This is a genomic window from Streptomyces sp. NPDC007875 (assembly GCF_042868035.1).
In the GTDB taxonomy this organism is placed as follows: Bacteria; Actinomycetota; Actinomycetes; order Streptomycetales; family Streptomycetaceae; genus Streptomyces; species Streptomyces antimycoticus.
In genome coordinates, this window is the sequence record NZ_JBIADZ010000005.1 from 57,353 (window position 1) to 79,797 (window position 22,445).

The following is a 22,445-nucleotide window of genomic DNA, read 5'->3' on the forward strand; positions in this document are numbered from 1 at the left end:
CGATCGGCCCAGGGGGCCGCGACGTGACCTCCCTTGCGCTGTCTGTGCTGCTGGCCCTGGTCTCGGCGGTCTGCTACGCCGCCGGGGCCATACTCCAGGAGCATGTCGCGGCCACGACGCCGCGCCTCGCGGCCGCTCCGCTGCGGCGCGGGAGTTGGTGGGCCGCGGTGACCCTCAACGGCGCGGGCGCGGTCCTCCATGTGATCGCCCTGGCCTACGGCCCGCTGAGCGTGGTGCAACCCCTAGGGGCTCTGACGATCGTCTTCGCCCTGCCGATGGCGGCCATATTCGTCCGCCGCCGGGTCGGCGGATCCGGCTGGCGGGGCGCGCTGCTGGCGACCGCGGGGCTCGCCGGGCTGCTCTCCCTGACCGGCACCTCGCGGGCCCAGGCGCTGGCCGAGCAGGAGGGCGTCTGGCTGGTCGTGATCACGGTCTCCACCATCGCCGTGCTGGCCGGGGCGGCTCGCCTGATGCGGTCGCCCGTCATCCGCGGTGTGCTGCTGGCGGCGGCCGCGGGGACGGCATTCGGTGTCTCGTCGGTGGTCACCAAGAACGTGGCCGTGGAGTGGACCTGGGACGCGTGGCAGGACGCCCTGCCCGGCCTCGTCACGATCGGGCTGCTGGCCTCGGGCGGGGTACTGCTCTCCCAGGCGTCGTACCGGGGCGCCGGGCTGGCCTCGCCGCTGGCGACAGCGACCGTGGTCAACCCCGTGGTCGCCACCGCCGTGGGCATCGCCGCGCTCGGCGAGAACTTCCGGCACGGCGCGCCCGGCACCCTGCTGGCCCTGGGCGCGGCCCTCGTCGCGAGCACCGGCCTGGTGATGCTGACGGTGCACAACGCCGAGGCGGAGGCCGAAGCAGCGACCGAAGCAGCAGCCGGGGCGGCCCCGGCCGCGGCCGCCGAGGGCCCGGGCGCCCCCGGGCACGGTGCCGGGGGCGGCGGGCCGGAGGTTCCGGAGGGGCCCGGCGGATCCGGCCCGCACGAGGTGCCGGACGGCCCCGACGGGCCTGCCGAGCCCGGTACCCCGCTCCTTCTCCCCCAGCCGATCCCCCGCCAGCCCACCGGCGAGAACGACCCCGGCCCGCGCCTGCCCGAATGCGGCGAGGCCGTACTGCAGCACCACGCCTAGGCGGCACCTCGCCTAGGCGGCACCTCGCCTAGGCGGCGCCGGGCCGTCCCGCGCCGAGCAGCTCCACCAGCCCCGACAGGCCCTCGTGGCCATGGCCGTCCGCGACCCGGCGAGCCATGAGGTCGCCGATCGGGGCGATCAGTTCGGGGCTGATGCCCTGGTCCCGTGCGGAGCCGGTGAAGTTGACGAACGCGGCCGACTGCATGGCGAGGTTGGAGACCACCCCGGTGGCGTGGTCTCCGGAGTCGATCTGCCCCGCGAAGCCGTCCACGGCCCCGGACATGGCGGTCAGCCAGCGCCCCAGCAGCGGGGCGACATCGGCCGCCGCCACTTCGTCCGACCGCACGAGGGCGTAGGCGTGCAGCACGCCCGAGAACATTCCGTACATCGCGCTGAGCAGGGCGAGGTCGTACAGCGGGGCACGGCCGGGGTCCTCGCCGAGATGACGGCTCTCGCCGAAGAGGTCCAGCACGGCCCGGTGGTCGGCGAAGGCGGCCGGTGAGCCGCTGTAGAGGAGGATGGCGGCGGGCGTCCCGATCATCGGCGGGACGGCCATGATGCCGCCGTCGAGGTACTGGGCACCGTGTCCGGCCGCCCATGCGGCCAGGTCACGGGCCTGCCGCGGAGTGCCGTTGGTGAGGTTGACGACGGCCTTACCGGACAGGGCGTCCCCAAGGGGCTCCAGCACCTGCCCTACGGAGTCGTAGTCCAGCAGGCAGACCACCACCAGGGGGCTCGCCGCGACGGCCTCACCGGCCGTGGCGGCGGTCAGCGCGCCCTCGGCGGCGAGCGCCTCGGCCTTGGCGGCCGTACGGTTCCACACCGTCGTCCGGTGCCCGGCCGTCACCAGGGCGCGGGCCAGCGCGGTGCCCATGTCGCCGAGGCCCAGCACCGTCACGGGGGTTTCGCTCATTGAGGTTGCTCCAGTTGTTTCGATACCGCTTGGTCCGTAGGGGTCCGGCGCGCCGCTCACAGCCTCGTTCCCCGGCGGTAACGTGGGCAAGTACGTACTAAAGAGTGCGTACTTACCTTGAGGTCAGTGGGGGGCCATGCGGAAGCAGCCTTATGTCTGCGGTCTGGACGCGGCCGTGGATGTGATCGACGGCAAGTGGAAGGTGCTGATCATCTGGGCGCTCAATCACCAGCGGTGCCGCTTCGGGGAATTGCGGCGGCTGGTTCCGGGTGTGAGCGAAAAGGTACTGACGCAGCAGCTGAGGGAGCTGGAGGCGGACGGAATCGTCCACCGGGAGACGTACGACGTGGTGCCGCCGAAGGTGGAGTATTCGCTGACCGAGCTCGGCGACGAGCTGAATACGGCACTGGGCCCGCTGGGCGCGTGGGGCAAGCGCCGGATGGCGGTGCTGGAGGAGGCGGCACAGGGCTGACCTCCGGGGCGGCCGCACCGCCCGGGGCGGCGGCGCCGGCGAATCGGCGTCAACCGGCGCCGTCGCACGTATTTTCCAACCGGGCCTTCGCGGGGTAGGGGTGTGGAGATCACCCCGCTCACTTGGAGGCCCCGTGACCGACAGCGCTCCCCCGAGCCAAGCGCGCACACCCTGGCGAGCCGTTTTCGGCGGCTCGATCGGAAATCTCGTCGAGTGGTACGACTGGTTCGTCTACGCCAGTTTCGCCACCTACTTCGCCGGAGCCTTCTTCCCCAAGGGCAACGACACCGCACAGCTCCTCAACACCGCCGGGATCTTCGCGGTCGGCTTCTTCATGCGTCCCGTCGGCGGCTGGCTGCTTGGCCGGTTCGCCGACCGGCGCGGCCGTAAGGCGGCGCTCACCCTGACGGTGACGCTGATGTCGGCCAGCGCGCTGCTCATCGCCATCGCCCCGACCTATGACCAGGTCGGCTACTTCGGCGCGGCCGTGCTGCTGGTAGCGCGGCTGCTGCAGGGGCTGTCGGTGGGCGGTGAGTACGCAGCCAGTGCCACCTATCTCACCGAGGCGTCCCAGCCCGGGGGCCGCGGTTTCGTCTCCAGCTTCCAGTACGTGTCGATGACGATGGGCCAACTGATCGGTCTCGGTCTCCAGATCGTGCTGCAGCACACCATGTCCGATGACGCGCTGCACTCCTACGGCTGGCGCATTCCGTTCATCGTCGGCGCCGTGGGCGCGGCGGTGGTCTTCTGGCTGCGGCGCAATCTGCTGGAGACCGAGGTCTACACCGAGGAGGACGCCCACCAGGAGGAACGAGGGACGATCGCCGAGCTGCTGCGCCACCGCAAGGAGGCGGCGCTCGTCATCGCGCTGACCATGGGCGGCACGGTCGCGTACTACACGTACACCACCTATCTCACCAAGTACCTGTCGAACACGGCCGGTCTGAGCAAGTCGGACGCGTCGCTGGTCAGCTTCTGTGCGCTGTTCCTGTTCATGCTGTTGCAGCCGCTGGCCGGATCGCTCTCGGACCGGATCGGGCGCCGTCCGCTGCTGATCACCTTCGGCTTCGGCTCGATGCTCGGCACCGTCCCCATCATGACCGCGCTGTCGCACACCGACACCTTCACGGGGGCGCTGCTGCTCTCGCTCGCGGCGCTGGTCATCGTCACCGGCTACACCTCGATCAACGCCGTGGTGAAGGCCGAGCTGTTCCCCACCCATGTCCGGGCGCTCGGGGTGGCCCTGCCGTACGCGCTGGCGAACGCGCTGTTCGGCGGGACCGCCGAGTATGTGGCGCTGTGGTTCAAGAAGGGCGGCGCGGAGTCCGGGTACTACTGGTACGTCTCGGCGTGTGCGGCCGTCTCGCTCATCGTCTACCTCACCATGCGGGAGACCCGCGACGCCGCCCTCTCCCGGGACCGCGCGGACGGCCCGGCCGCCCCGGGGAAGCAACGGACGACTGCGGTGTGACGGCGCCGAGGGGCCGGGCCCGGCGTCAGCGGCCGGCGGTCACGCTCATCTGAGCCCAGACCACCCGTCCGCCGTTCACGCCCGGCCGGTCCCCCCACGCCTCGGCCAGGGCGCGGACCAGCGCGAGTCCGCGTCCGCACTCGTCCTCAAGACCGGCCTCCCTCGGCGTGGGGACGGCCGGTCCGCCGCCCTGGTCGGCGACCTCGATATAGAGCATGCGCCGCTCATGGGCGCGCAGCACACAGAGGATCTGCTCGCTTCCGGTGTGCACCAGGGCGTTGGTGAACAGCTCGGACATCACCAGCTCGGCGGACTCGCAGAGGTCCTCCTGGAAGCCCCACTCCAGCACCCATGAGCGCACCCGGTGCCGGGCGACGGCGACCGAGGCGCCTCTGGCAGGCAGCTGGAACCTCTCCTGACGGAGGGCGGAGTCAACGCTCCCGGAGTTCGGGTGGTGGGCCATCGTCGAGCGTTGACGCAATGCCACGGCCATGTGCCTTCCGTCCGTCTATGTGGGGGCGTGAATGCCGTACGTGAATGCCGCAAGTGTGCGACACAGCAGCCACGTTGGACTGGTCACACCCGTCACTATCGTTGCTGCAAGCACCAGTTGGCAAGGCGCGATCTGCAAAATGCAGAATAGCCAGCGCACTCTGTTGCCCTCACCTCGCACGTGGCACACTGATCCTGACAAGACCGTCCCAGGAGGTACGACGTGGGTGAAGCGCGATCTGCCCCGACCGTCGGGCAGATGGTCCTCGGCATGAGGCTGCGGGACCTTCGCGAGAAAGCCGGCGTCAGCTACGACCAGGCTGCCAAGGCGCTGCACGTCAACCAGACCACGGTGCGCAGGATGGAGAAGGCCGAGGTCGGCCTGAAACTCCCCTACGTCGAGAAGCTGCTGCAGACCTATGGCGCCGAACAGGAAGAGATCGACTCCTTCCTCGCGCTCGCCGAGGAGGCCAACAGACCGGGCTGGTGGCACCGGTTCCGCGATGTGCTGCCGGACTGGTTCAGTCTCTATGTGAGCCTCGAGGGCGTGGCGAGCCGTATCCGCGCCTACGAGCCGCATTTCATCCCCGGACTCCTGCAGACCGAGGAATACGCCCGCACGCTGCTCTCCATCGGCTTCCCGCACGGGTCCAGCCAGGAGCTCGACCGCCGGGTGGCGCTGCGGATGGAGCGTCAGGAGCTGCTCAGCCGCCCGGACGGACCGCATCTGTGGGTGGTGATGGACGAGACCGTGCTCCGGCTGTCCATCGGGGGTCCCCAGGTGATGCGCGCCCAGATCGACCACCTGATCGAGGCGGCACAGAAGCCCAACATCACCCTTCAGGTGGTGCCGTTCTCCGCCGGCCCGCACCCGGGCATGGGCGGACCCTTCCAGCTCTTCCGGTTCCAGATCCCGGAACTGCCGGACATCGTCTACGCCGAGGGCCTGACCGGCGCCGGCTATCTCGACCAACGTTCCGATGTGGCCGCCTATTTGGAGGCCCTGGACCGCATGGGCACCCAGGCCACACCGGCGCGGCGCACGGAGAGTTTTCTCCGTGGGATTCGCAAGGAGCTCTGACTGTGGATCAGGTACATGTGTACAACGGCATGCCGGCCAAACATCTGGGGACCGAAGGCTGGGCCAAGCCGTGGAGCGGTCCCAACGGCGGTGCGTGCGTGGAGGTCCTGAGGCTGCACGACGGGCGGGTCGCCCTGCGTCAGTCGACCGATCCGGACGGCCCTGCCCTGATCTACACCCACCATGAAATCGAGAGGTTCATCCAAGGTGCCAAGGCCGGCGCCGCGGACTTCCTGCTCACACGTCCAGACCCCAACCTGACCTCCTCGGCGGGTACCGCACCGGAATGGAGGGCCGCGTGACCGATTACGGGCTCGCCCCTGACCAGATCGACACCACCAAGCCGCACCCGGCTCGGATGTACGACTTCTACCTCAACGGCAAGGACCACTACGAGGTCGACGCGGAGGCCGCCGGGCGGGTGCTGGAGGTCTATCCGACCGTCCGGCTCAACGCCACCATCAACCGGGCCTTCATCCACCGCGCCACCCGCTGGCTGGCCCGGGAGGCCGGGATACGGCAGTTCCTCGACATCGGCACCGGCATACCCACCGAGCCCAACCTCCACCAGGTCGCCCAGGGCGTCGCCCCCGAGGCCCGGGTGGTCTACACCGACTACGACCCCATCGTGCTGGCCTATGCCCAGGCGCTGCTCATCGGCACCCCCGAGGGCCGTACGTCCTATGTGCAGGCGGATGTGCGCGATCCCCAGCGGATCATGAGCGCCCCCGAGCTGCATGAGACGCTGGACCTGGACCAGCCGGTGGCGATCTCCGTGAACGCGCTCTTCCACTTCATCCCGGAAGAGGACAAGCCGGACGAGATCATCCGCGAGCTGATGGCGCCCCTGGCCTCGGGCAGCTATCTGATGCTGACCCACTCCACGCATGACTTCTCGGCGGAGACCTGGCGGAACGTCATCCAGGTCTACAAGGAGAGCGGCATCTCCTTCACCACCCGCTCCCAGAGCGAGGTCGGGGCCTTCTTCGACGGTCTGGAGCTGGTCGACCCGGGCGTGTCGGAGCCCCACCACTGGAACCCGGACCCCGGGGACCGCCCGGAGACCATCCGCAGCGCGGACATCAACATGTGGGCGGGCGTGGCCCGGAAGCCCTAGCGGCACGATTCCCGCGGCCGGGCTTCACGGCCCGGTGTCACGGCGCCTTGGTGCCGTCGCCGACCGTGAAGCCCAGTATCGCGCCCCCGCCCGGGCGCGGCCGGGCGAAGACGGTGCCGCCGTGTGCGAGGGCGACCTCGCGCACGATGGCCAGCCCCAGCCCCGAACCGGGCAGGCTGCGCGCGCCGGGCGCGCGGTAGAAGCGGTCGAAGACGCGCTCGCGGTCCTCCTCGGCGATGCCCGGGCCCCGGTCCAGGACCTCCACCCGGCGGCCGGTGATCACCACCTCGACGGGCTCGGTGCCGTCCTGGTCGAACTTGGCGGCGTTCTCCACCAGATTGGAGATCGCGCGCTGCAGGGTGGCCGGGCGGCCCGTCAGCCGGGTGTCGCCCTCGGTCCGTACGGTGATCTCCCGGCCGGTCCTGCGCCGGGCGAGGGTCGCGGCGGTGGTGGCCGCCTCCGCCAGCGAGACCTCCGTACGGGGTTCGTCGTCCCGCTGCCCGGCCGCCAGCTCCACCAGCTCATTGACGAGGTCCGTCAGCTCCCGGGTCTCCCCGGCCAGATCGGCCAGCAGATCCTCGCGTGCGGGCCCCGGCAGCTCCTCGAAGCGGCGCAGCAGCGAGATATTGGTGCGCAGCGAGGTGAGCGGGGTGCGCAGCTCGTGCCCGGCGTCCTCGACCAGCCGCCGCTGGTCGTCCTTGGAGCGCGCGAGCTGTCCGAGCATGCCGTCGAAGGCCCGCCCGAGGCGGCCCACCTCGTCGTCCCCGGCGACCGGCACCGCCACCTGCATCCGGCCGGTCGCGGCCACGCTCTCCGCGACCCGGGTCAGCCGCACCAGCCGCCGGGTGATCCGCCCGGCCAGCCACCAGCCGGCCAGTCCGGCGGCCAGGATGACGGCGACCACGAACAGCGCGGTGCGCTTCTGGAGTTCTCGCAGCAGATCCTCGGTGTCGCTGATCTGCTGGCCCACCTGGACCGCGCCGGTGCCGTCGCCCACGGCCACCGTGGCCATGCGGTACTGCTCTCCGCCGATGCCGATCTCGCGCCGTACGACGGTGCCCGGTGTGCGGGAGGCGGCGGTGAGCCGGTCGTCGCCGCTCACCGGCAGCGGGGGCTTGCCCGCGTCGTAGACCGTGCCATTGCCGTTGATCACCTGCACGTCCATCCGGCTGATCCGGCGCAGATCGTCCCGCAGGTCGTACGGGACGGGCACGGTGGCCTCGGTGGGGTACTGCCGCAGGATCACCTTCTCGCTGCGGACCTCGCCGCGCAGATCGTGGATCACATCGTCGAACGCCGACTGCTGGTCCACCCGCACCAGCCCGGCCGCCGCGTCATAGCTGAGACCGCCGACCAGGAGGGTGACCACGGAGGCCACCGCCGCGAACGAGAGCGCGAAGGTGGTCCGCAGACTGGGCCGCCCACGGCGGAGCGGTGGAAGGCGCACCATTACTCCTCCCGCAGGGTGTATCCGACTCCGCGCACCGTATGGATCAGCGGGGTGCGCCCCTCCGGATCGACCTTGCGGCGCAGATAGCCGATGTAGACGGCGAGGTTCTTCGATCCGGGGCCGAAGTCGTAGCCCCAGATGCGGGCGTAGATGGTGGTGTGGTCCAGGACGATGCCCGCGTTGCGCGCCAGCAGCTCCAGCAGGTCGAATTCGGTGCGGGTCAGCTCCAGCTCGGTACCGCCGCGCCAGACCCGGCGCGCCGAGGAGTCCAGGTGCAGATCCGCGACCTCCAGTACCCCGTCGATGGCGGCGTCCTCCGGCGCGGGCGGTTCGGCGGGGGCGGCGCGGCGCAGCAGCGCGCGCAGCCGGGCGAAGACCTCCTCGACCTCGAAGGGCTTGGCCACATAGTCGTCCGCCCCGGCGTCCAGCCCCTCGATCCGGTCGGCGGTCTCGACCCGCGCGGTGAGCATCAGGATGGGGGTGCGGTCCCCCTCGGCGCGCAGCACCCGGCACACCTGCAGCCCGTCCACGCCCGGCATCATCACATCCAGGACGACCACGTCCGGGCGCTCGCGGTGGATGGCCGCCAGCGCCTCTATCCCGTCGGGCACGGCGGTGACGCGGTACCCCTCCAGGGTCAGGGCGCGTTCCAGCGCCTGGCGGATGGCACGGTCGTCCTCGGCGAGCAGCACGGTGTTGGTCACACCCCGAGTCTGCCAAGGCCACAGGGGTACCCGCCCCGGGCGGGGCTCCTGAGCGGGGCTTCTTACCCCGCTCTCACCTTCTTCACGCGACGGGCTTACCGGGCCCGGAGAAGGTGTCCGATACGTTCCGGGGGGAACCCGCCCCGGGGATGCAACCGGCCGGAGAAAATACCGCATGAAGATCGCATTCCTGCTGCACAACGCCTACGGGATCGGCGGAACGATCCGGACGACGATGAACCTGGCGACGGCGCTCGCCGACCGCCACGAGGTGGAGATCGTCTCGATGATGCGGCATCGCGAGACGCCGCGTTTCGCCCTCGACCCCCGGGTGCGGCTGGTCCCCCTGGTGGACACGCGTCCGGAGAGCGCGGACGCGAAGGACCCGCTGTTCTTCGAGGCCAGCCGGGACTTCCCGGCCACCGAGAAGCGGCACCGCCAGTACAACCGCCTGATCGACACGCGGGCCGCGGAGTATCTGCGCGGCTGCCCCGCCGATGTGATCATCGGCACTCGGCCGGGGGTGAACGTCTACATATCCCGCTTCGCCCCCCGTCGTGCGCTGCGCATCGCCCAGGAGCATCTGCGGCACGACGCGCACAGCAAGAAGCTGCGGCGGGAGCTGGCCCCGCACTACCGGCTGCTGGACGCCATCGTCACCACGACGGAGGCGGACGCCGCGATCTACCGCAAGAAGATGCCGTTGCCGGGGGTGCGGACCCTGGCGATACCCAACAGCGTCCCCGAACCGGCCGTCGCCCCCTCCGAGGGCACCACGCCGGTGATCGCGGCGGCCGGGCGGCTGGTCCGCGGCAAGCGCTTCGACCTGCTCATCGACGCCTTCGCGGAGGTCACGGCGAAGTTCCCGGCCTGGCGGCTGCGGATCTACGGCGGGGGCGCGGAGAAGGAGCGGCTCGCGGAGCACATCGAGCGGCTGGGCCTGTCCGGGAGCGCGGAGCTGATGGGGTCCTACTCCCCCATCGAGGAGAAGTTCGCGAAGGCGTCGCTGGTCGCGGTGGCCTCGGACGCCGAGTCGTTCGGGATGACGATCGTGGAGGCCATGCGCTGCGGGGTGCCGGTGGTGAGCACCGACTGCCCGCTCGGCCCCGCCGAGATCATTGAGGACGGGATCACCGGGCGGCTCGTCCCCACCGGGGACAAGGAGGCGCTGGCGAGCGCCCTGATGGAGCTGATGGCCGACGCCCCGGCCCGGCACGCGATGGCCGCGGCCGCCCTGGAGAGCTCCCGGGCCTACGACCCGGAACCGCTCGCGCAACGCTACGACCAGCTCTTCGAGGAGCTGCGCGCGAGCCGGTTCGCCCGCTTCTGGGAGCGCGGCCGGGCCGCCGCCCGCGCCCGCCTGCGGCGCCTGGCCCGCCGCTTCGGCATCTCCCCGGCCCGCCGCACCCCGGCGGCGGGCGGAAAGGCGAGCGCCTGACGCCACGCCGGACCGCGCCGGGCGAGGCGTAACCGCTACGGCCGGGGCCGCGGAGCCGCCCGCCGCGCCCCGGCGCTACCAGGACGTCGGGGCGTAGTCCTTCAGGAAGCAGCCGAAGAGGTCCTCGCCGCGCTCGCCCCGGACGATCGGGTCGTAGACCCGCGCCGCGCCGTCCACCAGGTCGAGCGGGGCATGGAAGCCCTCGGCCGCCAGCCGCATCTTCTCCGGGTGCGGGCGCTCGTCGGTGATCCATCCGGTGTCGACGCTCGTCATCAGGATGGAGTCGGCCTCGAACATCTCGCGTGCGCTGGTGCGGGTCAGCATGTTCAGTGCGGCCTTGGCCATGTTGGTGTGCGGATGGCCCGCGCCCTTGTAGCCCCGGCCGAACTTGCCCTCCATCGCGGAGACGTTGACCACGTACTTGCGCCGGGCGGGCGAGGCGGCCATCGCCGGGCGCAGCCGGCTCACCAGGATGAACGGCGCCGTCTCATTGCACAGCTGGACCTCGAGCATCTCGACCGGGTCCACCTCGTTGACCCGCTGCACCCAGGTGTTGGTCGGGTCCAGGTCCGGGACCAGCCCGCCCGCGTCGATCGCGGTCCCGGCCTCGATCCGGGCCGGTGAGGCGGAGCCGCTGGTGAGGGCGAGGGTGGTGAGGTCCTGCGGGGTGAGGGCGCCGTCCTGTGGTGTGCGGGGCGCCGGCAGGGCCGCCTGGGCACCGCTGCCGAAGGCGCCGAGGACGAGGGACTCGGGGAGCTCCCCGGCGGGGAGCGGCGCCGACTCGCCCGCTATCAGCTCCGCGTACGCCTGGGGTGTGCGGCGGACGGTCTGGGCGGCGTTGTTGATCAGTATGTCCAGCGGCCCCGCGGCGCTGACCTCGTCGGCCAGCGCGATGACCTGGGCGGGGTCGCGCAGATCGATCCCGACGACCTTGAGCCGGTGCAGCCACTCCCCGCTGTCCGGCATGGCCTTGAAGCGGCGGATGGCGTCGCCCGGGAAGCGGGTGGTGACGGTGGTGTGCGCGCCGTCGCGCAGCAGCCGCAGCGCGATATACATGCCGATCTTCGCCCGGCCGCCGGTGAGCAGGGCCCGGCGCCCGGTGAGGTCGGTGCGGGCGTCGCGGCGGGCCCGGTTCTCGGCGGCACAGTCACGGCACAGCTGGTGGTAGAAGGCGTCGACCTCGACGAACCGGGTCTTGCACACATAGCAGGAGCGGGGGCGCGCCAGGATGCCCGCGATCTCGGTGGAGACGGAGCTGCTGAGCGCGCGGCCCAGCGTCTCGTCGTCGATCCGGTCGGCGGCGCCGGTGGCGGTGGCCTCGGTCACGGCCTTGTCATGGGCGGTCTTCGCCGCTCGCCGCTCCTGGCGCCTGCGCTGCTTCACGCTGCGGTAGATCCCGGAGGTGGCCCGGCGGACCATGATCGCATCAGGATGGTCGACCGGCAGCCGGTCGAGTTCCGCGAGGACGCTCAGACAGGTCGCCAGCCGCTCCGGGTCGATGCCCGGCTCCTCGGCCGCCGCCCGTTCGGCCCGGCCTTCGTCTATCACCGTCATCGCCGCTGCCGCTTTCTGGTTCGCCTGTTCCCCTGGACAACGGCGAAACTTTACGGAAGCGGAGGCGTATGCGCCAAACCGCGCCGGCCTCACCCTCCTCCGGGCTTGCGGTACACATAGCCGCCGGTCCGCGCCGGGACCCGCGCTCCGGCCGGGTGCCCGGCGTCCGTCAGCGCGCGGATCACGCCGTGGTCCGGGGCGAGCGCACAGGCCGGGTCGGTACGGGCGGCGTCGCCGGTCAGGGCGTACGCCTGGCAGCGGCAGCCGCCGAAGTCCTCCGCGCGGCGGGAGCAGGTGCGGCACGGCTCCCGCATCCACTCCTCGCCCCGGTAGCGGTTGAAGGCGGTGGAGTGGTCCCAGATCCACTCCAGGGTGTGGTCGCGCACATTGGGCGGGTCCAGGTCCAGCAGGCTCGCGGCGGCGGGGCAGGGCAGCGCGGTGCCGTCGGGCGCGACGGTCAGCGAGACCGCGCCCCAGCCGCCCATGCAGGGCTTGGCGACGCCGTCGAAGTAGTCGGGCACGACCCACACCAGGTCGACGGTGCCGCCCAGCCGCTGCCGCCGGCGCTCGACCGTCTCCCGCGCCCGGGCGAGCTGGTCGCGGGTGGGCAGCAGGGCGTCGCGGTTGCGCAGCGCCCAGCCGTAGAACTGGGTGTTGGCCAGCTCGATCCGGTCGGCGCCCCAGTCCAGGCCGCGCTGGATGATGGCGTCGAGCGCATCGAGGTTGTCGCGGTGCAGGACGACATTGATCCCGAGCGGCAGACCGGCCTTGCGCACGAGGGCCGCGGCCCGCTCCTTGGCGGTGAAGGAGCGGTACCCGGCGATCCGGTCGGAGGCGGCCGGATCGGCGTGCTGCAGGGACAGCTGGACACTGCGCAGCCCGGCGGCGATCAGGTCGGCCAGCCGGGCCTCGTCCAGGCCCACCCCGCTGGTGACGAGCTGGGTGTAGATCCCGGCGGACTCGGCGGCGGTGACGATCTCGGCCAGATCGCCGCGCAACAGCGGTTCCCCGCCGGAGAGATGGGTGTGCACCACGCCGAACTCCCCGGCCTGGCACATCACCTCCGTCCACTGGGCGGTGGACAGCTCACGCGAGCGGCGGACCAGCTCCAGCGGGTTGGAGCAGTAGGGGCAGTGCAGCGGGCAGCCGTGGGTGAGCTCGGCGAGCAGGGCCCAGGGGCGGGGCGCGGCGGTCATCGGACCCAGCCCTCCGTACGCATCCGCCCGAGGAAGGCGGGCACGTCCTCGGCCACGGGCGCGCCGGGGAAGCGGCTCGTGAGCTCCGCCACGATGGCGTCGAGGTCGCGGTCGCCGTCGCACAGCCGCAGGATGCGCGCGGCGCTGCCCTGCAGCACCACCACCCGCTCGGGCAGCACCAGCAGATCGGCGTCACGCACCCGGTCGTGGCGCAGGCTCACGGCGGGGGACAGCGCGGGCCGCCATCCGGCCGGGACGGACGGAGCGGGCGGGGTGTCCGGGGCGGGCGGGGTGTCGGCGGCGGTCATGCCCCCTCCCCTGGGCCGTCCTTGGTGTCGGCGTGCTCGACCGCGTCCAGCAGCGACCACAGCACATCGCATTTGAAGGCGAGCGCCGCCACCGCGCGGTCCCCGTCCTCGGGGGTCCGCGCCCAGGTCAGGACCAGGTCGAGCGCCTCGGTGCTGTCCCGGCGCCCCTGGTCGACCCGGTTGCGGAAGTAGGCCAGGCCCTCGCGCTCGATCCAGGGGTAGTACCGCTCGAAGGCGTCGATACGGGTGAGCATGATGCCGGGCGCGGACAGCTCGGTGAGCGAGGCGGCGACGGCTTCCAGCGGGCCGCCCAACCGGCAGAAGTTGACATAGCCGTCGACCGCCAGCCGCACCCCGGGCACCACCTCGGCGCCGGACAGCAGCCGGTCCCGGTCCAGGCCGGCGGCCTCGCCGAGCCGCAGCCATCGCTCGATGCCGCCCTCGCCGTCGGCGGCGCCGTCGTGGTCCTGGATGCGGCGCAGCCACATCCGGCGCAGCCGTGCGGTGTCGAGTTTGGCGGTGATCAGCGCGTCCTTGATGGGGATATGGCGCTGGTAGTGGAAGCGGTTGAGGATCCAGCGGCGCAGTTCGGCGGGGGTGAGTTCGCCCGCGTGCATCCGTACGTTGAAGGGGTGGCGGTCGTGGTAGCGCTCCTGCGCGACCGCGCGCAGCCGCTCCTCAAGACGTGTCCGTGGGGTGCTCACAGGTCGATCACCATCCCGTCGGCGGCCACCTCGACGCCCAGTTCCCGCAGCACCGTGTGCTGGGGCGCGGCCGGGTCATTGAGGGGGTTGGTGTTGTTGAGGTGGGTGTACAGGGTGCGCGCTTCGAGTGCGGCGAGCCGCCGCGCCGTGCCGTCCGGTCCGTCGATCGGCAGATGCCCCATGGCGGTGGCGGTACGCGAGCCGAAGCCACTGGTGAGGGGCTCGTCGTCGGACCAGAACGTGCCGTCGACGATGACGTGGGCGGCGCTTTCGGCGGCGCGCTGGAAGGCCTCGGGCCAGGCGGCGAGCGCGGGGGCGTAGAGGAGGGAGCGGCCGGTGGTGCGGTCCGTCAGCCGCAGGGCGACCACCCAGGCGTCGTCGTCCGGGGCATCGAGTCCGGCCGCGTAGCGGGGGCGTTTGGCGCAGACGGGGACGGCGCCGACGGCGAGGGGCGAGTCCTCGGCGAGCGGGCGGTCCTCGGGGCCGAGGGGGCGCCAGGCCAGCGAGGCGTAGGGGGTGAGGACCTCGCCCAGGTGGAGTCCGGTCAGCAGGGCGTGCCGGACCGGGGCGGTGGCCACGATCTCGATGCCGTCCGCCTCGCGCAGCCGGGCGATGCCGAGGGTGTGGTCGAGTTCGGCGTCGGTGAGGATCACCCCGGCCAGCGGGGTCCGGCGCGGTTCGGGCCCGGGGTGCAACTCGGGGCAGTCCTCGACCTGTTCGCCGAGGTCGGGGGTGGCGTTGACCAGATACCAGCGGCCTTCGGCGGCCTGGACGGCGAGCGAGGCATGGCGGCGGCGCCACCCCGGGTGGGCCCGTGCCCCGGAGCATCCGGGGCACGCGCAGTTCCACTGGGGTACGCCGCCACCCGCCGCGGTGCCGAGCACGCGCACGCGCATGGCGGGGAGCTCAGCGGGCGTTCAGCGAGTAGGCGGTGACCTCCAGCGCGGTCTCCACGACCACGTAGTCGGGCGCCTGCCAGGCGGTTTCCCCGGCGTCCGTACGGGTCCGGTCCGTCGCCTCGGGTGCCGTGTGCGGTGTGGTGTCGTTCATGGTTTCGACCTGCCTTCCATCTGGGTGGGGATTGGTCAACGGGACGGGACGGACCGTCGGTCGGCGGTCCGGATCCGCAACGCCCCGCCGTCGAGGGTGGTGCTGTCGTCCGCGGTGGTCGATGGCGTCGTCGTCGGGGACGGGGTCATGAGCCGCTGCTGGGGTAGGCGGTTCCGATGCGCACCTCGTCGAGCAGCAGCTTGCGGTAGTGCTTGGTGTCGGTGGACGCCGCCCAGGTGCTGTTCACCGTGAGCCGGACATAGCGCTTGGTGGTGGCGGGGATGTCGATGAACGCCACCCCGCGGGCGCTGGGCAGCGTTCCGCTCGCCACCGGGCCGCCCCAGTCGCGGCCGTCGACGGAGACCTGCACCTGGTAGTCGCGGATGCGGGCGGACTGCTCGGTGTCGGAGCGGGCGTAGGAGACCGACCACTCCCGCTGGTTCACCGCCAGATAGCGGAGGTTCTTGGCGGACCGCAGATCGAAGGTGACCGAGGCGGGCAGGGTGGTGGCGTTGTCCCAGTAGGTCCCGGGGTCGCCGTCGAGCACGGCGGAGGCGGGGTGGCCGCTCGCGGAGACACTGGCGCTCGCGGTGACCGAACTGGCCGGAACGACACCCTGGCGGCCGTCGGTGCGGACCGCGAGGACGGTGTCGTACGGATCCCAGCCGGTGATGCCGGAGATGGTGATCCTGCCGTCGCTCTGGCGGAAGTTCAGCTTCTTGCCGGTACGGAAGTCGGTGACGCCGGTCGCCTTGTAGCCGTTGTCCCGCACGGTCAGTGTGGAACCCGAGGGCCTGGTGAGGACGTGGACGAAGTGGCGATCGGGGTCGGTCTTGCTCACCGTGGTCACCCCGTGGGCGCCGTCGTTCCAGGCGCCGGGCTGCAGTCCGCCATAGGAGTAGCCACCCCCCTCGGTGCCGCCCAGCGACCCCCAGATCCTGTCGAGATAGGTCTTGGCGTAGTCGTTGAAGGCTTCCTGCTTGCTCGGGAACCGCCCGTTCACCTGGGCGGTTTCTGCCATGAGCGATTTGACGGAGGATCCGGAGTTGCTGATCAGCCGGCCGAGGGTGAGTCCATGGTCCACCGCCGAGTCGGTGCCGCTGTACCACCAGGCCCCACTGCTGGGCAGCTTGAAGCAGGCTTCGGTGAGCCGGGGCTGCGGGGTCCAGATGGCCTGGGGATAGTCATAGGCCGGGGTCATCCCGGTCTTCTGCTCATTGCTGACCGTGTCCATCATCGGCGTGTCTTCGTTGTTGTTGCTCAGCAGCCAGCCGGGACGGTCGGCACGGATCTTCTCGTAGAGCCCGTGGTCGATCCAGTAGTCGTTGTCGTTGTCGATCCAGAACCCGGACAACTTCGGGTACTTCCGCATCACTTCCACGAAGTTGTCGTAGGAGTACTCGCCGAAGCCGTCGCGCGTGGTCAGGTCGACGTCACGGCCCTTGTAGGCCGAGTAGGCCGCCGAGTCGAGCCATTCATGGCCGCCCTCGGCATGCCACTGCGGGTCGTCGGTCATATAGAGCATGACCTTCAGACCCTGGGCGTTCGCCGCGTCGATCAGCTCGCCGAGGAAGTCCCGCCGGGTGGAGCAGCTTCCGGGGACGGCGGACGGCCAGGCCCGCGCGTAGCCCAGACGGCTGTGGAAGGAGGCCAGCACCAGGTAGGAGGCGTGCAGCCGCTTGGCCTCGGCCACCCAGTAGTCGGCCTTCCAGCCGCCGTCGGTGACCACCTTCTCCCAGGCGGAGCAGCTGGTGTAACCGGGCGAGGTGCGCATGCCCCAGTGCAGGAAGAGGCCCGCCTGGGAGTCGCGCAGCCACTGCTGACGGGGATTGACCACATCGGCCCGCGCCGGGGCGGGGCCGGTCAGGGCGAGGGTGGCGACGACCGACAGCACGGCTGCCGGCCAGGCGCCGAGGCGCCGGCGCGATCTGCGGCCCATGAGGGCTCCTTCTCGGGGGCGTACGGTCATGTGCCGTTCTGTTGCAGCGTCACCGGCTGTTGGGGTTCGGTCAAGAAGCGTGCGTCAAAAATCCTCCGACCTCTCCCGCTGTACATTCCCTGTGCGACGCCAAGGATCAAGCGGAATCCGCTGGTAGATGGACACTTTCCGCCGACCGGCCCCCACGCCACCGGCCCCTTGGTCCACACCATTCCTTGACTCATCGCACCACACCTCCTACCTTCCGCGATGCACTGTCCGCGCTCAAAGGAGATGATCATGCAAAGATCCACACGATCACGCGGTCTTCGCTCCTGCCTCGCGGCCGTCACCGCGGCCACCACGGTCGCCGCCGGCGCCCTCACCGTGAGTCTCACCACCGCGGTGCCGCATGCCCTCGCGCTGGACAACGGCCTGGCCCGTACGCCCCCGATGGGCTTCAACAACTGGAACGCCACACACTGCGACGCCTCGTTCAACGAGTCCATGGTCAAAGGCGTGGCCGACGCGTTCATCTCACTCGGCCTCAAGGACGTGGGCTACACCTACGTCAACATCGACGACTGCTGGGCCGAGCCGAACCGGGACGCGAGCGGCAATCTGGTGCCCCATCGCACCCGCTTCCCGAACGGCATCAAGGCCGTGGCGGACTATGTGCACGCCAAGGGGCTGAAGTTCGGGATCTACACCAGCGCCGGCACCAAGACCTGCAACGCGGCGAACGGCTTCCCGGGCGGGCTGGACCACGAGAAGCAGGACGCCAAGCAGTTCGCGTCCTGGGGCGTGGACTACCTCAAGTACGACAACTGCAACAACCAGGGCGTCGACGCCCAGAAGCGCTACAAGGCCATGCGCGACGCGCTCGCCGCCACCGGCCGCCCGATCCTGTACTCGCTGTGCGAATGGGGCCAGACCACTCCCAAGGTATGGACCTGGGGCGAGCCGGTCGGCAACTCATGGCGCACCACCGGCGACATCAGCGACAAGTGGTCCAGCATGATCGACAAGCTGCACATCAACGAGGATCTGGCGCAGTACGCGGGCCCCGGCCACTGGAACGACCCCGACATGCTGGAGGTCGGCAACGGCGGGATGACGGCCACCGAGTACCGCACCCACTTCAGCCTGTGGGCGATGATGGCGGCGCCGCTGCTGATCGGCAGCGACATCCGGAACGCCTCCGCGACCACCCAGTCGATCCTGAAGAACACCGACATCATCGCGCTCGACCAGGACACTCTGGGCAAGCAGGCCACCATTGTCTCCTCCAGCGGCGGGAAGACCGCGTACACCAAGCAACTGGCGAACGGCGATCGCGCGGTGGCGCTGCTCAACGAGAACTCGTCCAGCAAGACGATCTCGACGACGGCGAGCGCGATCGGCCTCGGCGGCTCGCCCTCGTACCGCCTGAAGGACCTGTGGTCGAAAGCCACCTCCACCACGAGCGGCTCGATCAGCGCATCGGTGCCCGCGCACGGCACGGTCGTCTACCGGGTCTCCCGTGGCTGACCGTGGCCGACCTGTTGACGCGTTAGGAAGCCTTCCTTACAGTCCCCCCATGTGAACAAGGATCAGACAGGAGAATCCTTGATGGAGCGTTCACCGCTCTTACCGCGCACCGCCCTCGCTCTCGCGGCGACGGCCGCGCTGATCGCCCCGGCCGCGGTCGCCTACGGTGCCGAGCGGTCCCCTCAGGCGCCGGCCGCGTCCTGGAGTCTGAAGTGGAACCCCGCATCGGGGGCGAGCGTCGCCGACGCCTTCGAGGGCGCCGAGGACGACCGCGCCGACTCCCATCCCGGTGTCACCCATATCTACCCCTACCAGGGCGGTTTCCGTACCGACATCCACTACCCCAAGGACGTCGACACCAGCACCGACCGCCAGCGCCAAGAGGTCAGGGGCATGGAGCAGAACGGCTCCGCCGTCAAGATCCTCAAGAACGAGACCTGGCGGATCCAGTACCAGATGTATGTGCCGGACACCCTCGACGCGACCACCAGCTTCACCCACATCATGCAGATCAAGGTGGGGGACGTGGCCGCCCCGCTGTTCACCATGTCGCTGCATCAGCACAGCGACGGCCCGAAGGTCGAGATCCGGACGTCGGACGACGACGACAACCTCACCGAGGCCGGGGCCGCCGACATGAAGCCGATCCAGGGCACGTGGAGCGATGTGTCGGTCGAGGTCAAGGCGGCCGACTCGGGCGCGTACGCGGACTGGTCGGTGACCACCGACGGCAAAAAGGTCGCCTCGTACAAGCGCACCGGCCTGGACCTGTGGCGCGGCAAGAACTATCTGCGGCCCAAGTGGGGCATCTACCGGAGCCTGAACAGCACCGGCCTCCAGACCACCTACCTGCTCACCCGGAACTTCACGGCATACAAGCTCCAGTAGGAGGGCGCGCGATGAAGAGCTATCGGAACACCCTGGTGGCCGCGGCCGCCACCACCGCACTCACCGCGGGACTGCTGCTCACCCAGACCGGCACCGGCAGCGCCGCGACCTCGGCGGCCGACTCGGCTCCCTCGGACATCAAGACCGTCTCGTCCGGCTGGTCGATCCCCTGGGGGCTCAGCTGGCTGCCCGACGGCTCGGCCCTGGTCACCGAGCGCGATTCGTTCGACGTCTACAAGCTCACCCAGTCGGGCACCAGGACCCAGGTGGGCACGGTGCCCAATGTGGTGACCACCGGCGGTGAGGGCGGACTGATGGGCATCGCGGTCTCCCCGAACTGGAACAGCGACCACGCCGTCTATCTGATGCACACCGCCTCCGACGGCAACCGCATCGCCCGGATGACCTACGACGGCTCCTCGCTCAGCGGCTACAAGGCGCTCGTCACCGGCATCAAGAAGAACAAGTACCACAACGGCGGACGCCTGAAGTTCGGCCCGGACGGCTATCTGTACGCCACCACCGGGGAGGCCCAGACCCCCGATCTCGCCCAGGACAAGAACTCCCTCAACGGCAAGATCCTCCGGATGACCACGGACGGCAAGCCCGCACCGGGCAATCCGTTCGGCACGCTCGTCTACTCCTACGGCCACCGCAATCCGCAGGGCATCACCTGGGATCCGCAAGGGAGGCTGTGGGAGGCCGAGTTCGGCAACAGCAAGTACGACGAGCTCAACCTCATCGAAGCGGGCAAGAACTACGGCTGGCCGATCTGCGAGGGCGAGTGCTCCACCTCGGGGATGACCAGCCCCAAGCGCCAGTGGCCGACCGGCGACGCCTCGCCCAGCGGGGTCACCTACGCCGACGGCGCGATGTACATGGCGGCGCTGCGCGGTGAGCGGCTGTGGCGGATCCCGGTGGACGGGACGAGCGCGGGCACCCCCAAGGCGTACTACACCAGCTCCTACGGGCGGCTGCGCACCGTGGAGACCGTGCCGGGCAAGAACACGCTGTGGCTGTCCACGACCAACGCCGACAACAACGGCGGGGAGCCGGACGGTGCGGACAAGGTGTTCCAGGTCGAGTTGAAGTAGCGCCTTCGCGGATGAGCGTACGGGCGCGGTCCGCGGACCGTGCCCGTACGTCCATGTCGCGCCCGTGCGTCCGTGTCAGTGTGCGAGCCGCTCGTTCATGAGCAGGAAGGCGCCCAGACCGTGAAGGTCGTTCGTATTGCGCGGCCGGTTGAGGTAGTAGGCCAGGTCTCCGACGTTGGTGCCCTCGCTGATGTCGGAGATGTTCGTCAGCCCGTCGGAGCCGACCGACACCTTCCGCAGCACGCCCTGATAGCCCCTGCGCGCCGCCGAGGCGTAGCTGCCGCCGCTGATCCAGCCGTGTTTCAGGGCCGCGTGCAGCATCAGGGTGTACATGCTGGAGGCGGAGGTCTCGGTCCAGTTGCCGGGGTCGCTCGCCTTGTCGACGACCTGGAACCAGCGGCCGGTGGCCGGGTCCTGGTAGCGCGCGAAGCCCTTCGCCAAATGCCGAACGTTACCGATCAGTTCGGCGCGGCGCGGGTGGTTTGCGGGGAGCATTTCCAGCACCTCCACATGGGTCATCGCGGTCCAGCCGATGGCCCGTGCCCAGAAGTAGCCGGAGGTGCCGGTGGTGGGATCGGGCTTCCACGGGGCGTCCCCGTCGGCGTCAAAGGCGTGGTAGAGCAGCCCGTTGGACGCCTTGAGGTGACGGAAGTACACCGAGAGGTTCCTGGTGACCTCCTCGTATGCGTACGCCTGGTCGCCGTAGGCGATGCCGTAGCGCAGCAGGAAGGGCTGGGCCATGAAGACGCCGTCGCCCCACAGTTCGTTGGTCTTGCCGGTGGCGTGCCACATCCCGCCGTCGGCGGTGCGCGGATAGGTGGTGATCCGGTCCCGGATCTGGTCGGCGGCGGTCCGGTAGCGGGGGTCGCCGGTCTCCTGATGGAGGACCAGCAGCAGATTGCCGGACTGCATCGCGTCGAGGTTGTCGAAGGTCCGGCTCATATGGCCGTCGGCGTCGACGAAGTTGTCCACCCAGCGCTTGATGTACGCCAGGTACGAGGGCTCCTTGACCCGCTGGTAGACGCGGTGGGCGCCGAGCAGGAACAGCCCCCGGGTGTAGCCCCAGCCGCCGAGCGACGCGGGGTCGGGGTAGCGGGCGATGGTGGAGTCCACCACCGCCCGGGACCAGTCGGCGGGCGCCGCACCGGCGCCCGCCGTCGGGAGGAGAAGGCCGCCGGTGATGCCCAGTGTGCTCGTGAGCAGGGTTCTGCGACTGATCACTGGAATCTCCTTGGGTGTCAGGGCGCTCTACCGAGCGCCATGTACACGCCAAGAATATCGGCGAACGTTCCGTACCGGAGCAAAAGCGGAGGAAAGTCGAGAATCCGCCGTACCCGTCAGTAGTCCGGCCACCAGCCGGCCGGTGGCGGGCGGGAGCATCAGCCCCAGCATGTTGTGACCGGTCGCCAGCAGTACCCGGGGATGGCCGGGTACCGGGCCGATCAGCGGCAGCCCGTCGGGGGTCATGGGCCGCGGCCCCACCCACTCCTCCCGGCGGTCGTCCCAGTCGGCATGGCGCAGATACGGGCGCGCGGCGGCGACGATGGCCTCGATGCGCCGCTGCCGGAACCGGTCGGCGTCGCGCTCGAACTCCATCGTCCCGGCGACCCGGACCCGCTTGCCCATCGCAGTGAGCACCACCTTGGCCGCGCCGAGGTGGACCAGGCGGGAGGGCGGCGGTTCGGCCGCCACGGAGAAGCTGTACCCCTTGCCCGCCACCAGGTCGACGTCCAGGCCGAGCCCGCGGACCAGCTCACGCGGCCAGATGCCCCCGGCGATGACCACCGCGTCGCTCCGGTACGTCCCGGCCGAGGTGCGCACCTCGGTGCGGCCGCCCCGGTCCGTGACGGCCGACACCCGGGCGCCCTCGATCAGTTCGACGCCCTGGCCTCGCAGCCGCTCGGCGAGCCGGTCCACGAAGAGCGAGGGGTCGAG

At 70.5% G+C, this 22,445-nt stretch carries 21 protein-coding genes and 2 pseudogenes; 10 read left to right on the forward strand and 13 right to left on the reverse strand.

Translation table 11 applies throughout. The features are described from left to right. Nucleotides 1-23: 23 nt before the first annotated feature. Entirely contained in the window at nucleotides 24-1,130 is a 1,107-nt protein-coding gene (locus ACFYOY_RS11995) for a DMT family transporter (protein WP_351884607.1), read from the forward strand. A 28-nt stretch (nucleotides 1,131-1,158) separates the two neighbouring features. Here the strand turns inward: ACFYOY_RS11995 and ACFYOY_RS12000 are convergent, their stop codons facing one another. Further along, nucleotides 1,159-2,043, reverse strand: coding sequence for an NAD(P)-binding domain-containing protein (locus ACFYOY_RS12000; protein WP_351884604.1), 885 nt, complete (start codon nucleotides 2,041-2,043; stop codon nucleotides 1,159-1,161). A gap of 136 nt (nucleotides 2,044-2,179) precedes the next feature. Here ACFYOY_RS12000 and ACFYOY_RS12005 point away from each other — a divergent pair, with 136 nt between their 5' ends. Beyond that, nucleotides 2,180-2,515, forward strand: a complete 336-nt coding sequence (locus ACFYOY_RS12005) for a helix-turn-helix domain-containing protein (RefSeq protein WP_351884601.1) — start codon at nucleotides 2,180-2,182, stop codon at nucleotides 2,513-2,515. Between the two features lie 133 nt (nucleotides 2,516-2,648). Continuing rightward, entirely contained in the window at nucleotides 2,649-3,986 is a 1,338-nt protein-coding gene (locus tag ACFYOY_RS12010) for an MFS transporter (RefSeq protein ID WP_351884598.1), read from the forward strand. A 25-nt stretch (nucleotides 3,987-4,011) separates the two neighbouring features. On the opposite strand, the gene ACFYOY_RS12015 is transcribed toward ACFYOY_RS12010, so the two are convergent. Next, the gene (locus ACFYOY_RS12015) at nucleotides 4,012-4,479 is read right to left on the reverse strand and encodes an ATP-binding protein (RefSeq protein WP_351884595.1); all 468 of its coding nucleotides are present in this window, start codon (nucleotides 4,477-4,479) and stop codon (nucleotides 4,012-4,014) included. Nucleotides 4,480-4,701: 222 nt separating this feature from the next. On the opposite strand from ACFYOY_RS12015, the gene ACFYOY_RS12020 reads away from it, so the two are divergent. From ACFYOY_RS12020 to ACFYOY_RS12030, 3 genes are read left to right on the forward strand one after another with little or no spacing between them, the layout of a single operon-like run. Then, on the forward strand, nucleotides 4,702-5,559 hold the full coding sequence (locus ACFYOY_RS12020) for a helix-turn-helix transcriptional regulator (protein ID WP_351884592.1): 858 nt from the start codon (nucleotides 4,702-4,704) through the stop codon (nucleotides 5,557-5,559). A gap of 29 nt (nucleotides 5,560-5,588) precedes the next feature. Further along, nucleotides 5,589-5,861, forward strand: a complete 273-nt coding sequence (locus tag ACFYOY_RS12025; protein WP_388587206.1) for a DUF397 domain-containing protein — start codon at nucleotides 5,589-5,591, stop codon at nucleotides 5,859-5,861. Beyond that, nucleotides 5,858-6,676 carry an SAM-dependent methyltransferase gene (locus ACFYOY_RS12030; protein ID WP_351884586.1) on the forward strand — a complete coding sequence of 273 codons (819 nt, stop codon included), beginning with the start codon at nucleotides 5,858-5,860 and terminating at the stop codon, nucleotides 6,674-6,676. Before ACFYOY_RS12025 ends, ACFYOY_RS12030 begins: the two co-directional genes overlap by 4 nt. A 37-nt stretch (nucleotides 6,677-6,713) precedes the next feature. Here the strand turns inward: ACFYOY_RS12030 and ACFYOY_RS12035 are convergent, their stop codons facing one another. Beyond that, nucleotides 6,714-8,126 (reverse strand): ATP-binding protein, encoded by a 1,413-nt coding sequence (locus ACFYOY_RS12035; RefSeq protein WP_388586361.1) that lies wholly within the window; start codon nucleotides 8,124-8,126, stop codon nucleotides 6,714-6,716. Continuing rightward, nucleotides 8,126-8,830: a response regulator transcription factor gene (locus ACFYOY_RS12040; protein WP_093467083.1), complete on the reverse strand. Its 705-nt coding sequence runs from the start codon at nucleotides 8,828-8,830 to the stop codon at nucleotides 8,126-8,128. Before ACFYOY_RS12040 ends, ACFYOY_RS12035 begins: the two co-directional genes overlap by 1 nt. Before the next feature lie 175 nt (nucleotides 8,831-9,005). On the opposite strand from ACFYOY_RS12040, the gene ACFYOY_RS12045 reads away from it, so the two are divergent. Beyond that, nucleotides 9,006-10,268 carry a glycosyltransferase family 4 protein gene (locus tag ACFYOY_RS12045; protein ID WP_351884579.1) on the forward strand — a complete coding sequence of 421 codons (1,263 nt, stop codon included), beginning with the start codon at nucleotides 9,006-9,008 and terminating at the stop codon, nucleotides 10,266-10,268. Between the two features lie 75 nt (nucleotides 10,269-10,343). On the opposite strand, the gene ACFYOY_RS12050 is transcribed toward ACFYOY_RS12045, so the two are convergent. The 7 genes from ACFYOY_RS12050 to ACFYOY_RS12080 all read right to left on the reverse strand — a co-directional run bounded on the left by ACFYOY_RS12050 (nucleotide 10,344) and on the right by ACFYOY_RS12080 (nucleotide 17,019). Beyond that, nucleotides 10,344-11,822: an SDR family NAD(P)-dependent oxidoreductase gene (locus tag ACFYOY_RS12050; protein WP_351884576.1), complete on the reverse strand. Its 1,479-nt coding sequence runs from the start codon at nucleotides 11,820-11,822 to the stop codon at nucleotides 10,344-10,346. 89 nt (nucleotides 11,823-11,911) lie between these two features. Next, nucleotides 11,912-13,018: a pyrroloquinoline quinone biosynthesis protein PqqE gene (gene pqqE, locus ACFYOY_RS12055; RefSeq protein ID WP_351884573.1), complete on the reverse strand. Its 1,107-nt coding sequence runs from the start codon at nucleotides 13,016-13,018 to the stop codon at nucleotides 11,912-11,914. Then, nucleotides 13,015-13,326, reverse strand: a complete 312-nt coding sequence (pqqD, locus tag ACFYOY_RS12060) for a pyrroloquinoline quinone biosynthesis peptide chaperone PqqD (protein WP_351884570.1) — start codon at nucleotides 13,324-13,326, stop codon at nucleotides 13,015-13,017. Before pqqD ends, pqqE begins: the two co-directional genes overlap by 4 nt. Next, nucleotides 13,323-14,030: a pyrroloquinoline-quinone synthase PqqC gene (gene pqqC, locus ACFYOY_RS12065; RefSeq protein WP_388586365.1), complete on the reverse strand. Its 708-nt coding sequence runs from the start codon at nucleotides 14,028-14,030 to the stop codon at nucleotides 13,323-13,325. The genes pqqD and pqqC overlap by 4 nt, the downstream gene beginning before the upstream one ends. Further along, the gene (pqqB, locus tag ACFYOY_RS12070; protein WP_351884564.1) at nucleotides 14,027-14,926 is read right to left on the reverse strand and encodes a pyrroloquinoline quinone biosynthesis protein PqqB; all 900 of its coding nucleotides are present in this window, start codon (nucleotides 14,924-14,926) and stop codon (nucleotides 14,027-14,029) included. Before pqqB ends, pqqC begins: the two co-directional genes overlap by 4 nt. A gap of 10 nt (nucleotides 14,927-14,936) precedes the next feature. Continuing rightward, complete coding sequence (gene pqqA, locus ACFYOY_RS12075; RefSeq protein ID WP_351884561.1) at nucleotides 14,937-15,080, reverse strand: pyrroloquinoline quinone precursor peptide PqqA; 144 nt, start codon at nucleotides 15,078-15,080, stop codon at nucleotides 14,937-14,939. Nucleotides 15,081-15,225: 145 nt separating this feature from the next. Beyond that, nucleotides 15,226-17,019 carry a discoidin domain-containing protein gene (locus tag ACFYOY_RS12080; protein WP_388586368.1) on the reverse strand — a complete coding sequence of 598 codons (1,794 nt, stop codon included), beginning with the start codon at nucleotides 17,017-17,019 and terminating at the stop codon, nucleotides 15,226-15,228. Nucleotides 17,020-17,298: 279 nt separating this feature from the next. Between ACFYOY_RS12080 and ACFYOY_RS12085 the strand changes: the two are divergent. The 3 genes and pseudogenes from ACFYOY_RS12085 to ACFYOY_RS12095 all read left to right on the forward strand — a co-directional run. After that, a pseudogene (locus tag ACFYOY_RS12085) lies at nucleotides 17,299-18,519 on the forward strand (glycoside hydrolase family 27 protein); the annotation flags it as partial. A 90-nt stretch (nucleotides 18,520-18,609) separates the two neighbouring features. Beyond that, nucleotides 18,610-19,416, forward strand: coding sequence for a hypothetical protein (locus tag ACFYOY_RS12090; RefSeq protein WP_351884555.1), 807 nt, complete (start codon nucleotides 18,610-18,612; stop codon nucleotides 19,414-19,416). A gap of 11 nt (nucleotides 19,417-19,427) precedes the next feature. Next, a complete protein-coding gene (locus tag ACFYOY_RS12095) occupies nucleotides 19,428-20,510 on the forward strand; it encodes a PQQ-dependent sugar dehydrogenase (protein ID WP_351884552.1) in 1,083 nt (360 codons plus the stop codon). A 75-nt stretch (nucleotides 20,511-20,585) separates the two neighbouring features. Here ACFYOY_RS12095 and ACFYOY_RS12100 read toward each other — a convergent pair whose 3' ends face one another. Continuing rightward, on the reverse strand, nucleotides 20,586-21,731 hold the full coding sequence (locus tag ACFYOY_RS12100) for a glycoside hydrolase family 88 protein (protein ID WP_351884549.1): 1,146 nt from the start codon (nucleotides 21,729-21,731) through the stop codon (nucleotides 20,586-20,588). A 27-nt stretch (nucleotides 21,732-21,758) separates the two neighbouring features. After that, nucleotides 21,759-22,433, reverse strand: a pseudogene (locus ACFYOY_RS12105) (NAD(P)/FAD-dependent oxidoreductase); the annotation flags it as partial. Between the last annotated feature and the right edge of the window lie 12 nt (nucleotides 22,434-22,445).